The following is a 13,485-nucleotide window of genomic DNA, read 5'->3' on the forward strand; positions in this document are numbered from 1 at the left end:
ACTTTGGGGTTGGAGGGCAGAATACATTAGCGGGCAAAAGGATCTGCGTTGATCTTATCAACGTACCACTCGCCCTTGCGTCTGATAAGTTGAACGCTGCGCATGTCGTCAACTTGCTCCCCATGTAGCATGCCGGTAAAAATCAGGTTGATCCTGGCCTCATTACCATATTGTTCCCGCAAGCTCTGGTTAGTCATGTCTACCTCGATGGTCACCTGATCATATTGCATATTAACGAGGTTTCTGGCGAATTGAGAGGGGGTGCCGTAAGAGCGCATGATTCTGCCCATACGAGGCGTTGAGCGGCTCAGCGCAAGTTCCATGTCTTTTTTGTTGTACAGGGCGTCAAAGAAAACCGTAGCTGCATATCCCGGGGTATTTTTATCTCCACGCGCCGCATCATCATCACCACCACAGCCGGACAACATCAATAGGATTACAATTGAAAAAGTAAGTAGTAATTTCATATTAGTATTAGTTCAGGTGATTATGACTTTAGTTTGTCTTCTAATCGGACTTTTGTAAAGTATTGGTCGGCAAAATACAGCGTGTATGAGAGGGAATCGCAGCAGATCTGAGACTGGTGATAAACAGTTGCGGTATTTTACCGCAACTGTTTGCAAGACAGCTTACTCAATATCGCAATTGAGAATATTGACGTCTGTTCGATAGCAGATTTCACGGCTAAATAAAGTTAAATCGCGGGGGAATGCATCTTCAATTAGCCTGGTCCGAGTCTTGCCGTCATAGCATGCGATGTCCTGATTGCTTACCAGGCAGGTATGTGTGTCGTTTGCCAGAACTTTGTGAACGATAGAGTGTGCAGCCATCAACTCAGTGAGTTCAGTGCCCCGACTTCCCCAGCAACGCCAGCTGGCATCACTTAACTGAGCACACACGTTGCTGGCATCAACGGCATTGAGCTTTGTGGCAAGCAACTGAGGCGGTACGTGTTTTGCGGGATTATCGCCTTTGGCATTACATACAATCGCTCCATAGTTGCCAAGTAAGCAGGCATAATCTCCCCGTGTGATTACTTGCTTGAGTTCTGTCGGGGCGACCAGGTCGAGGTTCCGAGTGGAGCTTCTCTCCCGACAGTATTCCAACTTACTGTCTGAAATTTTACAGTAATAGGTATCACCCTGGACTAAGAATGTATTGTCAAACTTCAATCTGACTTCGCTTTGTGATGCATTGTCGTACTCATCTGTTGCGTTAAACTCCAATGTCACATTGTCACTTGTGTCACCACTGTATTTTACGATGGTACTGGTGTCTGAAACTTGCTTAAGTGTCACGCTATCTTCGTAGCTCTTGATTTGCCAGTGACTTGGCATGTCAGTCTTGTCATTAAGGTGAAATACCTGACCAAAGACCTGTGCCTCACTGCCCAGTACGTAGGTTTCATCTACCCCGCCATAGGGGGCCACCAATGCGCTGTGAGTTGTTCCCATAATGAGACTTTCACGCACAACGTCACCAGCTTTGGCTGTGATACGAATTGAAGTCAGCCCTTTTCGGGTGATTGTTTTCTTGCGCAACTTTAGTGTCAAATACTGGCCATCAAGAGACCATTCAAGACTTTCATAAGGGTCGTAGTCATTACTTGTGACTGTTACTTCATCGACATCAATGGGGCCGCTAAATTCCAGAACTAATGTGGCGCTCAGATCTGGGTAAAGTGAAAATGGGTCGGGATCTTTAATCTGCAAGAGGCTTTTGGCTGCTGAACTGCTGATGTAGCCGAATTCGGCAAAGGCTGTTTTTTCTGAACCATCTTTAAGCGTTACTGTATATTCTATTTGTTTAGATGTTTGGAAGGTGCTTTCATCAGGTATGGTAATAATCAGTTTATTATTGGATTTTTGTAGTAAATCGTCACTAAAGTCGTGAATATTCCAGGAAACGCTATCTACATCATCAAAATTGGTTAAGTTAGAGGTCACCGTGATTGTCTGCCCGGGCACAGCTGACAAGCGATCCATGGTAAGTTCAATGCCATTCAGATCCGTAACATTTTGCACTGTTACAGCTGTTTCAGCGGTTTTTTTGATATTACCTTTCATGGTCACTGTGAGCAGGAGTTTAAACGTTTGGCTTTCGTTCACTTCAGGTGCTTTGAATGTATAGTAAAGCTTGCCCTGGGTGTGCTGAGAAGGCTGAGGGGTTCCTTGCCATTGCCACTCATAAGCGATGATTTCATCGCTATTGGCAATATCCGGCTTAATGGTGAGTGAGCTTCTTTCTTTGACGCTAAACTGCTCAGGCAGAGAAACACTCAAAGCGGGTTCAGTACTCGATGATAAGGTCACTTTAATGGTTTTACTGAGTACTTTGTCTGAGGTTGTGATTTCAAATTCGATGTCAAACTGCTGAACCTGCGATACATCAGGTAAATCAATACTAAATGTACTGCTGCCCGCGCGCGTGTCATGGTGAGAACTGGTACTCTGGTTAGCCAACTCAATGCCGTTTGTCCGCCACTCAATTTTCTCTATATCTGATGACATAGCAAAGTTGGCAGTGATGGTGGCATGGCCTCCACTGTAAAGTGTCAGGGTGTCGGCAAGTTCTATGTATCCAGCTGTTGAGTTGGGCATTACAGTGACTTGCCAGGTTTTACTGACTCGGTTTTCGTGACTGTCTGTCACGGTATAGGTCAATGTGACCTCCGTTTGTTCATTAACATCCGGGAAGATGACATGATGTAAGGTATTGCTTGCTGCGACGAACTTCACACCTGGTAGTGAGCTTGTCCACTCTCCAGTGACTGTATCGTTTTCTGGGTCCGATACTGAGGTGGTGAGAGACAATGTGTCACCGGCATTAATAAGCGTGTTGCCTTGTAGGCTGACTGAGGGGGCTTGATTGACGCTTGTTTGTGCACGGTCTGAAGTCGGGGTTTTTTCGCTGCCAGATGAGCCGCCACAGGCTACAAGGATCCCAAATGTAGAGAGCAGTAGGTAGTTTCGCATTATTCATTCCTTTATATTGCGTTTTTTATGTCGCAGATAAGTCTAAGCGAGAACGGTGTAATTTTAGAAACGTTAATTTGTTAATTTGTGTTTATATTCTAATCGACAAATTTAAACGAATTTGCTGTCAACTGACGTGAAAATAAAAGCCCAGTGCAATACCGGGCTTAGTTGGTTGGGTAGAACTATGAATTGTGATTGTTAGTTTTGCTGCAACGCTTCCGTGTTTGTGGGCTGCTTTTTGAAGCGTTTCATCAGGCGCTTAAGATCTTCCAGCGCGACGTATTGGCAGGGGATCAGAATTAACGTAATCACCGTTGCGAACAACACGCCAAAAGCTAAAGAAACAGCCATAGGTATAACAATTTGTGCCTGCAGACTGGTTTCCAGAAGAATTGGGACCAGGCCTATAAAGGTGGTCAGTGACGTCAACAAAATTGCTCTGAAACGTCTGCAGCCAGCCTCAACTACGGCTTCTTTAATGCTCATACCTTGCTCACGAGCCTTATTCACAAAATCAACCATCACCAGTGAGTCATTGACGACCACACCTGCGACAGCGATGATGCCGAAGAAGGACAGGCTACTCATGGTCATGCCCAGTACCATATGGCCAAATACTGCGCCAACAACACCGAATGGGATCACAGACATGATCAGTATCGGCTGAGAATAAGAACGTAAGGGGATAGCCAGTAGTGCAAAAATAATCATTAATGATAAAGCAAAATCACGAATTTGCTCGGCTACACTGTCCATTTCTTCCTGAATACGGCCTGCAACACTACTGCTGACACCTGGGTAATTCTGCAGTAGCGAAGGCAGGTATTCATCACGGATCTCTTCAGCTATTTTGAATGGTTCTGCCTGATCTGTGTCAACGGACGCCCAGACATTGATGGTACGTTTAGCATTTTCACGGCGGATCCGGTTAACCCCTTCGACCAGGTGGATATCGGCGATTTCTCCAAGCGGCACTTCTGCGCCACTTGGCGTAATGATCCTGACCGCCTGAATATCGCTGATTGTGTTACGCTGCTCTTGCGGGTAGCGGATCATCACTTTGATTTCTTCACCACGGCGCAGTATACGCTGTGCTTCCAGACCGTAGTAACTGAAGTTTACCTGAGAGGCAACATCAGCCAGTGTCAGTCCCATGCTGTAGGCCAGAGGTTTAAGCTCGAGCTGTACTTCTTCGGTGCTCGATTGCATCGAATCATTGACATCACCAACCCCTGCAATGGTACGTAGTTTCTCTTTAAGTTTGCCCGCTACTTCCTGTAAAGTTTCTTTATCTTTACCCTCCAGGCGGAAGCTGATATCACCGTCATCCCGGCCACCATTCATAATGCTGTCCTGAATGTTTAGCGACTTCACACCTGGCAGGGGAGGCATGTTTTCACGCCATAAAGCACTGAGCGCAAAGGTATCGATTGGGCGTTTGTGGGGTTCAACCAGAATAGCCATGATAGATGCCGTAGTACGCCCGCGCAGGTTCACAGACAGATCTTTGATCATCTTAGTGCCATATTCAGCCTCAAGCTGTTTCTCAACATCCAGAATCACCTGCTCAACTTTTTTAGCTGTAGCCAGTGTTGCTGACTCGGAAGATGACAGGTTCATATCAATTGTGATGCGAGGGAAGTCATGGGGGATTTTCGGGTTCGCAACGAACTTAACCAGACCGCCTGCAAACATACCGCCACTCACAATGATGATAGACAAAAATGCCACAATCACTGTGTATCGGTAATGAATACATTTTTCTATAAACGGGCGATAGAGATTTTCAATAAAGTTTTTCAATGCACCATCTATGAGTGCTCTGGCGCGATGTAAAGGGTTTTTCGGATTGTCGGGGCGGTCCTTCATGGCTGCAAGGTGTGCTGGCAGGATCAGTTTAGACTCAACCAAAGAGAACAGCAGACATAAAATGATGACGCCGCCGATGGCCTTAGAAAATGCAGCCGCCGGGCCCGTTGCAAAAGTCTGAGGTAAAAATGCTGCGACCGTGGTCAGCACACCAAATGTGGCTGGGATTGCTACACGCTTCACACCCCGAACCACGTTGTCCAGACTGTGGCCGTGCTTTTCAATCTCGGCATGGGCGGATTCCCCGACGACAATCGCGTCATCAACGACGATGCCAAGCACCAGAATGAAGGCAAACAAAGAAGCTAGATTAATTGTGACGTCCAGCATGCCCATTGGCATAAACAAGAACGCCCCCAAAAATGAAACTGGCAGGCCCATCATGACCCAAAAAGCTAAGCGGACGCGTAAGAACAAAGCCAACATTAGCATCACCAGAATACCACCCCACATCATGTTTTCTATCATCATGTTAAGGCGGCCTTCGAGATAGTAAGTCAAATCAATAAAGGGCTCCAACTCAACGCCCTGGGGCAGTTGGGTTGCTTTATCTGCCAGGTAAGTTTTCATGACCTGAGCGACTTTGGTGATATCCTGATCTTTTGACGCCCGAACCTCGAATACCAGTGAATTTCTGCCGTTATAGCGAGAGTAAAGCAGGCCTTCCTCAAAGCCATCGGTGACTTTCGCAACATCACCTAATTTAATTTGCGCGCCGTCTGCGAGTGTTAGTAGAGGAAGCTGTTCAAACTCATGCCCACGGTAGGCCTGATTTTCAACCCGCATAGAAATATAGCCATTGTCAGAGCGGATCTGTCCGGCGGACATGTTTGCAGAAAAGCTTTTAACAGCTTCAGAAATATCTCTGAATGTCAGGCCATACTCACGCAGGCGATCTGGACTGATTTCGATACTGATCTCGTAGTTCAGGCCGCCATTAAAGTCGACCAGGTTTACGCCCGGCAGGGCAAGCATCTCATCGTGTATTTCGTTCCCCAGTTGTTTTAGCTGGTGGAAATTCATATCACCATTGAGTGACAGCCACATCACTTCCTGCTCAAACTTATCGCGGCGAACAATAGGTCGTTCCATCCCAGCCGGGAAGGTCGAAATGGAGTCAACCTGCATTTTTACTTCATCCAGCACTTCCTGGGGATCATACTTTTCTTCGACCTCGATCCAGGTTTGTGAGAAACCACGGTTGGAATAGGTGATCAGGCGCTTGATGCCTTCCAGCCCTTCCATTGATTCCTCCACTTTGATGGTAATCCCTTCTTCTACTTCCTGTGGCGCAGCTCCAGGGTAAACTGCCTGCACACTCAACCAGTTATTCTCAAACTGAGGAAACATTTGCTTGCGGATTGTAAAGGCGCTGAGTAAGCCGCCCACAAGAATAAAAATCATCAACAGGTTAGCCGCAACTGGGTTACGAGCAAACCAGGCAATTAAGCCTTTTTCGCGAGAGCCTTCCATAGATTACTCCTCCTTCAGTGCCAGTTGTGTATCTGGTGCAATGACAGGCGAAGAGTCAAGACGCAGCTGCATTCCCTCTGAGGGGTACTCCAGCGCGGATGTGATCAATTGCTGACCGTCAGTCAGACCCTCAGTTGCGATTGCATATCCATCCACTTCACGAATAACGGAAATGGGCTTAAAGGTGAGCTGCTGGTTGTGATCGAGCAACGCGACTTTTCCATCGTGGACCAGATGACGTGGAATACGCATCGCATTAGCTACGGAGATCCCCTGAATTTGCGCAGTCAGATAGGTACCAAAGCGCAGCGGCTGTGCCTGATCCTGATAAGGAGCCCTCACCTGAGCAACCAGATAAGTCATCCGGCTCTTATTATCAACAACGCCTTCGCTACGGACGATTTTTCCTTGCCAGGAAACCGGTTGCCCGGCCACTTTTGCAGATAAGGTGACGGTAGCATCAATGCCATTATTGTTCAGGTATCTAAGCTCATGGTCTGCAACGGGTAAACGGATTTCGGCCACAGACGTCGCATTGAGGACACCCAAAGTACTGCCAGGGTTGACAACACTGCCCAGACTTAAAGAGCGACTGGTTATAATTGCGTCATAGGGGGCTTTGATATAGGTGCGCTCAAGGTTGCGTTTTGCTCGCTTAACACTGGCCTGGGCTGCTTTAAAGCGCGCCAGTTTTTCTGCCAGCTGTGGTTTGCGCAAATAGAGTTCCGAAGGGATAGTCGATTGTGCATTGTCTTTAATACGTTGCCACTCTGTTTTCGCAACATGAGCCTGGGCCTGTTCGATTTCCAGTGCCGAATGCGCCTGAGCCAGGCTGGCCTCGGCTTCTATCAATGCTGCCTCGTAGTCATTCGGGTCAATACGAGCCAGAGTTTCACCTTGCTTAACAAAGCCGCCTTTGACAAATTTATCAGACAGATCAATAAGCTGCCCACTGACCTGAGCGACCAGCTCAGTGCTGTATTTAGGCGCCACGAGCCCATAAGAGTCGACTATCAATTGCATGGGAGCCATATCAATTGGCTGGACTTCAACCAATGGGTGAATGACTTTTTCGGGTTTTTCTTCAGGCGGTTGCTTCATTGCCGAAAATGCAAAAGCGGTAGCCAAGCCACCTACGAGCACCGCAACGGGTAATAGGATTTGTTTTTTACTAGCCACAAGTTATTCCTTCCATCAATAACGGTTGAATCGATTTCTCTAACCTGATTAAGGATACGCGAACAGATGTGTCTGGGTGTTTTAAACATTTCAAATTGTGTAACAAGGCATTGCAAGGATGTCAGCTTGCTTACGTCTGGCAAGATAATGACCTTAGTGTTTTCGTTGAAGAGTTGTCGTATAATGGTACGCTTGATTATCCACCAAAACTAAATTGTGAAGGGTCAGATGGAGTGTCGTTTAGGCTGTGGAGCCTGTTGTATAGCACCGAGTATCAGTTCGCCAATTCCGGGGATGCCGCAGGGCAAACCTGCGGGAGAGCGTTGTGTGCAATTGAATGATGACAACCTGTGCAAATTATTTGGCGATCCTCGTCGGCCTAAAGTATGTGGTGACTTCATACCCTGCGAAGATGTCTGCGGTACAGATAACGCGCATGCTATGTGGCTTATTACTGAGCTGGAGCAGTGTACTTAGCTGCAGTAAGTATGAGCAGATAATACGTACCACTGGCAAACTCTGTCGCTAGTTGAGTTAGATGCTCATTTCCTGGAGCCAACAACAATACTTTTTTCCTGCATAACTGCCAGCACTCAGTCATCTCTGGGCTATCGGCTTAATGATATTGGCCAACAAACCCGCTGCGCTTTCTTCTTCTCTGAGGGTCAGAACTTCGCACCCGGTAGGCGTCACCAAAATTGTATGCTCTGCCTGAGCAGATAGTGCGCGATCTCGTGTCACGACGGTCCAGCCATCTTTGAGAGTCTTAACTTTGTGACTTCCCTGATTGAGCATAGGTTCAATGGTGAATGTCATGCCAGGAACAAGCTTCATCCCAGTGCCCGGGCGTCCGAAATGCAACACCTCTGGCGCCTCATGCATCTCAGTACCAATTCCGTGGCCGCAATATTCCCGCACGACACTCAAGCCCTTAAGCCGAGCGAAGTCTCCAATTGCATAGCCAATATCGCCCAGGGTAGCACCGGGTTTCACCTGATTGATCCCGCGCCAAAGTGCGGTGACGGTGTCGTTCACCAACGCCCGTGCCGCGTCACTGGCGTTCGGCATCACATACATTTTACTGGAGTCAGCGATATAACCTTGGTGTTTGAGAGTGATGTCTACGTTGAGAATGTCCTGTTCGCTAATGATGCGACGTGCACTGGGCATACCATGGCAGACGACTTCGTTCACCGATGTGTTGATGGAGTAGGGGTAGCCATATTGACCTTTGCTTGCGGGTATAGCTCCTAACACGTCCACTATATAATGCTCAACAAATTCATCCAGCTGCAATGTTGTCACGCCGGGTTTTACTTGCTCATCCAAGGCTTTAAACACTCGTGCTAACAGCGCACCTGATTCGCGCATTTGCGCAATCGCTGCCTTATTTTTGATCGTGACCTGAGTCAATTGCGTCACTCCTTGCATGATTAAGTTGTTGTTTGATTATTTGTGCAAAGGTCATGTCCGGATTCAGTTCCGCCAGGCGGCCCATTTTGATCCAAAACTCTGCTTGCGCATTGATGGAGCGTGACATGACCTGACTTGCCTGTCGCAGCTCTTCGTGTACTTCATCTGAAATTTTAACGATACCCATGGATATTTACTGTGTATATGTTTCGTATATAAATCATATAATGATATCAAGCAAAGATGCAATACCATTAATCGTGAGTCTGATTGCGATATGTGAAAAGGAGGTTGAGGTTAGCGTAAGCACCGAGTGAATAGGGTGGATATTGAGACTAAAAGCAGCTGGTGTTAGAGCGCATTGTTGTGGTGGACACAATCCCAGAGCGCTGCGTTCTGTAATTTTTGTACAATCGTACAGATAAAAAAACGCCCGACTCTGTGTGAGTCGGGCTTAGGGAAAGGCTCAAATTCGGAGCCGTGCGCTAACTTAAAAACACCTTCTAATTACAAGGGAGAAGTAGAAAGTCATTTAAGTGTAGCTAAGGCTTCATAAAATTTACAAACATTTGAAATATTAATTATTTCAATAAAAACAATGTATTAATTCCATATGAACGAATCGTCTTAAAATTATCAAAACCTTTTGTTCAGGTTATACCCAAGTTATCAACTGGCCATTTAGGACTAAATCCCGCGGAAGCTTGTTCTTGATTTTGGCCTTCTGCCATTTGCCAAGCCCGACAGGTGCACCACATAGCGTAAGTACCACCTCACCTTGGGCAGGACCCACAGCGTCAAGACGAATATCCTGTCCCTGAAAGTAAGCTTTTGCTTGTTCGGCATTCAGTGCGAAGGTATTGCTGGTTGCCAGGTGACCCAGACAAGTTGCAAACTCATGCTCCAGCTTCACGCCATTTTTATGAGTCGTGGCAACTTTGATACCTATGCGTGAGTATTTTATCTTTTCCTGAAGCGTTTCCATGTCTGGTGGAAACAACCATAGCTCTTTATCCCGGCTCATCAATTGCCCGGGCAGGGCCTTGATCCCAAACTGTTGTTTGATACTGGTCTCAAATACTTGTAAGTCTTTCTTAGCGCAGGGCGAGAACGGGAATTGTCCTTTCTTTTTCTTCTGCTGGGGGTTTACAGCACTGGCTGTTTTTTTGAATTTTGCGATAAAAAATCCTTCACTGTCGTAGATCTGTGGCCACACATGCAGATAACCTTGCTCAGTCGCTGCTTTATCGGCCTCAGGGAACAGATCATGGAGTGGGGCTACCTCAACATCTCCAGCGAAGGTGTCTAGCAGGTGTTCACAGACCTGCTGGTTTTCCAATGGGGTCAGAGTACAGGTCGAATACACTAAAGTGCCGCCGGGTTTGAGTGCCATAAAGGCACTATGGATCAGTGTTTTTTGTACTTCAGCAATGTCTTGATTGGATGCCAGTGACCAGTTTTTGAGCGCATCAGGGTCTTTACGGACCGTCCCTTCTCCTGAGCAAGGCGCATCGAGTAAGATATGGTCAAAACTCTCATACATGTAATCACCAAACACCTGGCCATCAAAATGTGACAATGCGCAGTTTGCAACACCCATACGTTTGAGAGTAGCGGCCAGAGTCTTTAGTCGGGATGAGGAGAGCTCATTAGCAACCAGTATTCCCTGGTTATCCATCAGAGCTGCCAGTTGAGATGTTTTCGACCCTGGCGCTGCGGCCATATCCAGTACCTTGTCCCCGGGGGCCAGAGATGTGGCCAGTGCCATAGGAGGTAGCATGGAGCTTGCCTCCTGAACATAAATACAGCCGCTAAGGTGCAGCGCTGTATTGCCGATAGGCAGGTTCTTTTCTTCTTCATCAGGGCGGGTCAGCCAGTAGCCGTGTTCACACCAAGGGATAGGCTCAATTTGCCAGTGCAGTTGTGCTGCCTGATGTTCAAATTCTTGTTGTGACATTTTCAGCGTATTGACACGAATCGCACGTCTTAAGCCCTTGCGGCAGCTGGCGATGAAATCGTCCATAGTCAGATGCGCAGGTATGTAGCTGGCGACATCATCAATAAATTCATTGGGAATATAAGTTTTATTGTCCAAAGTCATTATCTCTTGCACTTTATGTGACTAGTTTATCACTAATTGACACCGCACGGGGATAGACTCATCTCTACAGGCTATATTCTTTGTTGCGAGGATGTACTAGCCTATTTGTCTTGAATATATGAAAAAACATATATAATATAATTCGCATATTTAGAAGTATGGGATCTGAGGTTTCTTCTGAGGGGGCTTAGAAGAGGTCAGCTTTATTAAAAAAGGTAATTCACATGACTATTAAAGTAGGTATCAATGGATTCGGACGCATGGGCAGGCTCACCATGCGAGCACTATGGCAAACTGCAGGAATTGAAATTGTTAAAATCAATGACCCAGGCGGCGACGCGTATACACTGGCTCACCTGATGACTTTTGATTCAGTGCATGGCAAATGGGAATGGGAAGCCGAGGCCAGAGACGAGAAAACCATGGTGATTGCAGATAAACGCATCGCAGTGGAGCAGCAAACTCAGTTGGAAAAAATTGACTGGTCAGACTGTGATTTAGTGATAGAAGCCAGTGGTAAATTGAAAAGCAAAGAAAAGCTGGCTGGCTATTTTTCTCAGGGTGTAAAACAGGTGGTTGTAACTGCGCCTGTGAAAGAAGAGGGGGTTCTGAATGTCGTGATGGGCGTTAACCATCAGCTATTTGATGCTGACTCTCACTCTATTGTCACAGCGGCCTCATGCACAACTAACTGTCTGGCGCCTGTAGTTAAAGTTCTGCAGGACAACATCGGTATTAAACACGGCTCGATGACGACTATACACGACATCACAAATACCCAGACGATTATTGATGCTCCGCATAAAGATTTGCGCAGAGCGCGCGCCTGCGGTACCAGCTTAATTCCGACAACAACAGGGTCGGCAACGGCAATTACCCATATTTTCCCAGAACTTAAAGGCAAGTTGAATGGTCATGCCGTGCGGGTGCCGCTGACCAATGCATCGATCACAGACTGTGTGTTTGAAGTTAACCGTGAAACCACAGTGGAAGAAATCAATGGCTGGATGGAGCAGGCTGCACAAGGGGACCTGGCAGGCATTCTGGGCTATGAAACGCGGCCTCTGGTGTCTATCGATTATAAAACAGACCCTCGCAGTGCCATTGTAGATGCGCTGTCTACTATGGTTGTAAATGGCACTCAGGTCAAACTCTATGTCTGGTATGACAATGAATGGGGTTACGCTAACCGTACAGCTGACCTGGTTCGTCACGTGATTGCACAGCGCTGGGGGTAGGCGTGTTACAGCAGCTTTCTGCGCCCATTAAGCAGTATTTGGTTATAACTGGCAATTACTGGTCGTTTACTCTGACCGATGGGGCACTACGTATGCTGGTGGTGTTGTATTTCCATCAGCTGGGGTACAGTCCTATTGCAATCGCCTCGTTATTTTTACTTTACGAAGTGTTTGGGGTCGTGACTAATCTGGTTGGTGGCTGGCTGGGTGCCAGAATGGGCCTGAACAAGACCATGAATGTGGGCTTGTTCTTGCAAATTGTGGCCCTCCTTATGCTGGTTGTGGACCCGCAGTGGCTGAGCGTTGCATATGTGATGGTGGCACAGGCTTTATCCGGGATTGCTAAAGACCTGAATAAAATGAGTGCCAAAAGTGCCATCAAGTTACTGGTACCCAAAGATCAGGATGGTGTGCTGTTTAAGTGGGTTGCTATTCTCACAGGGTCGAAAAATGCGCTCAAGGGGGTGGGCTTTTTTATGGGTGGCCTGCTCCTGACACAGTTTGGCTTTCAGGGTGCATTATGGTTTATGAGCACTATGCTGCTGGTAACCTGGGTGCTCAGCTTAATATTACTTAGGCAGGATCTGGGTAAGAAAAAACACAAGCCTAAGTTTTCTGAAATGTTCTCTACCAGCAAGCAAGTAAACTGGTTATCTGCGGCGCGGCTATTTTTATTTGCTTCTCGTGATGTTTGGTTTGTTGTGGCTTTACCGGTTTATCTGGCAAGTGTATTTGGCTGGGATCACTGGTGGGTTGGCGGTTTTATGGCAAGCTGGGTCATTGCTTACGGCTTGGTTCAGGCCAATGCACCTAAGCTGCTTGGTAATAAGCGCTCAAACACGCAACAAGCGTTTATCTGGGTGGCTCTGCTGACTCTGATGCCTGCGCTTATTGCCATGGCATTGTGGTCTCAGTGGTATGTACAGGTGTCGATTGTAGCGGGTTTACTGATATTTGGTGCAGTGTTTGCGGTGAACTCTTCGCTGCACAGCTTTTTGATTGTGCATTTTGCTGATGAGGATGGGGTGTCAATGGATGTTGGCTTCTATTACATGGCTAATGCGATGGGTCGCCTTGCAGGAACCATATTATCAGGCCTGGCCTATCAGTATGGCGGGTTAGTTAGCTGCTTGTTGATATCCAGTGTTTTACTCATGCTTGCGACTGGTCTTACCTATGGGTTGCAACGCCATACCAGATAGAACTGTGAAAGTAAGACAAACCTGAATCTGGG

The 13,485-nt window shown here is 47.0% G+C and carries 10 protein-coding genes; 3 read left to right on the forward strand and 7 right to left on the reverse strand.

Annotation, left to right across the window (positions count from 1 at the left end; all coding sequences use genetic code 11):
- Positions 1-26: 26 nt before the first annotated feature.
- The 4 genes from ELR70_RS12660 to ELR70_RS12675 form a co-directional block, all read right to left on the reverse strand.
- The gene (locus ELR70_RS12660) at positions 27-467 is read right to left on the reverse strand and encodes a hypothetical protein (RefSeq protein WP_054013858.1); all 441 of its coding nucleotides are present in this window, start codon (positions 465-467) and stop codon (positions 27-29) included.
- Positions 468-629: 162 nt separating this feature from the next.
- Positions 630-2,975: a hypothetical protein gene (locus ELR70_RS12665; protein WP_054013857.1), complete on the reverse strand. Its 2,346-nt coding sequence runs from the start codon at positions 2,973-2,975 to the stop codon at positions 630-632.
- A gap of 201 nt (positions 2,976-3,176) precedes the next feature.
- On the reverse strand, positions 3,177-6,320 hold the full coding sequence (locus ELR70_RS12670; RefSeq protein WP_054013856.1) for an efflux RND transporter permease subunit: 3,144 nt from the start codon (positions 6,318-6,320) through the stop codon (positions 3,177-3,179).
- 3 nt (positions 6,321-6,323) lie between these two features.
- Complete coding sequence (locus ELR70_RS12675; protein WP_054013855.1) at positions 6,324-7,499, reverse strand: efflux RND transporter periplasmic adaptor subunit; 1,176 nt, start codon at positions 7,497-7,499, stop codon at positions 6,324-6,326.
- Positions 7,500-7,727: 228 nt separating this feature from the next.
- Here ELR70_RS12675 and ELR70_RS12680 point away from each other — a divergent pair, with 228 nt between their 5' ends.
- Complete coding sequence (locus tag ELR70_RS12680; RefSeq protein ID WP_054013854.1) at positions 7,728-7,976, forward strand: YkgJ family cysteine cluster protein; 249 nt, start codon at positions 7,728-7,730, stop codon at positions 7,974-7,976.
- 120 nt (positions 7,977-8,096) lie between these two features.
- Here the strand turns inward: ELR70_RS12680 and map are convergent, their stop codons facing one another.
- The 3 genes from map to rsmF form a co-directional block, all read right to left on the reverse strand.
- Positions 8,097-8,912: a type I methionyl aminopeptidase gene (map, locus tag ELR70_RS12685; RefSeq protein WP_054013853.1), complete on the reverse strand. Its 816-nt coding sequence runs from the start codon at positions 8,910-8,912 to the stop codon at positions 8,097-8,099.
- Positions 8,887-9,099: a ParD-like family protein gene (locus ELR70_RS12690; protein WP_054013852.1), complete on the reverse strand. Its 213-nt coding sequence runs from the start codon at positions 9,097-9,099 to the stop codon at positions 8,887-8,889. Before ELR70_RS12690 ends, map begins: the two co-directional genes overlap by 26 nt.
- A gap of 468 nt (positions 9,100-9,567) precedes the next feature.
- Complete coding sequence (gene rsmF, locus ELR70_RS12695; protein ID WP_054014226.1) at positions 9,568-11,007, reverse strand: 16S rRNA (cytosine(1407)-C(5))-methyltransferase RsmF; 1,440 nt, start codon at positions 11,005-11,007, stop codon at positions 9,568-9,570.
- 230 nt (positions 11,008-11,237) lie between these two features.
- Here rsmF and ELR70_RS12700 point away from each other — a divergent pair, with 230 nt between their 5' ends.
- Both ELR70_RS12700 and arsJ read left to right on the forward strand, forming a co-directional pair.
- The gene (locus ELR70_RS12700) at positions 11,238-12,251 is read left to right on the forward strand and encodes an ArsJ-associated glyceraldehyde-3-phosphate dehydrogenase (protein WP_054013851.1); all 1,014 of its coding nucleotides are present in this window, start codon (positions 11,238-11,240) and stop codon (positions 12,249-12,251) included.
- Between the two features lie 2 nt (positions 12,252-12,253).
- Positions 12,254-13,453 (forward strand): organoarsenical effux MFS transporter ArsJ, encoded by a 1,200-nt coding sequence (arsJ, locus tag ELR70_RS12705; RefSeq protein WP_054013850.1) that lies wholly within the window; start codon positions 12,254-12,256, stop codon positions 13,451-13,453.
- Positions 13,454-13,485: the final 32 nt, after the last annotated feature.

Origin of the sequence: Pseudoalteromonas sp. R3, from assembly GCF_004014715.1 — a bacterium.
Lineage (GTDB): Bacteria > Pseudomonadota > Gammaproteobacteria > Enterobacterales > Alteromonadaceae > Pseudoalteromonas.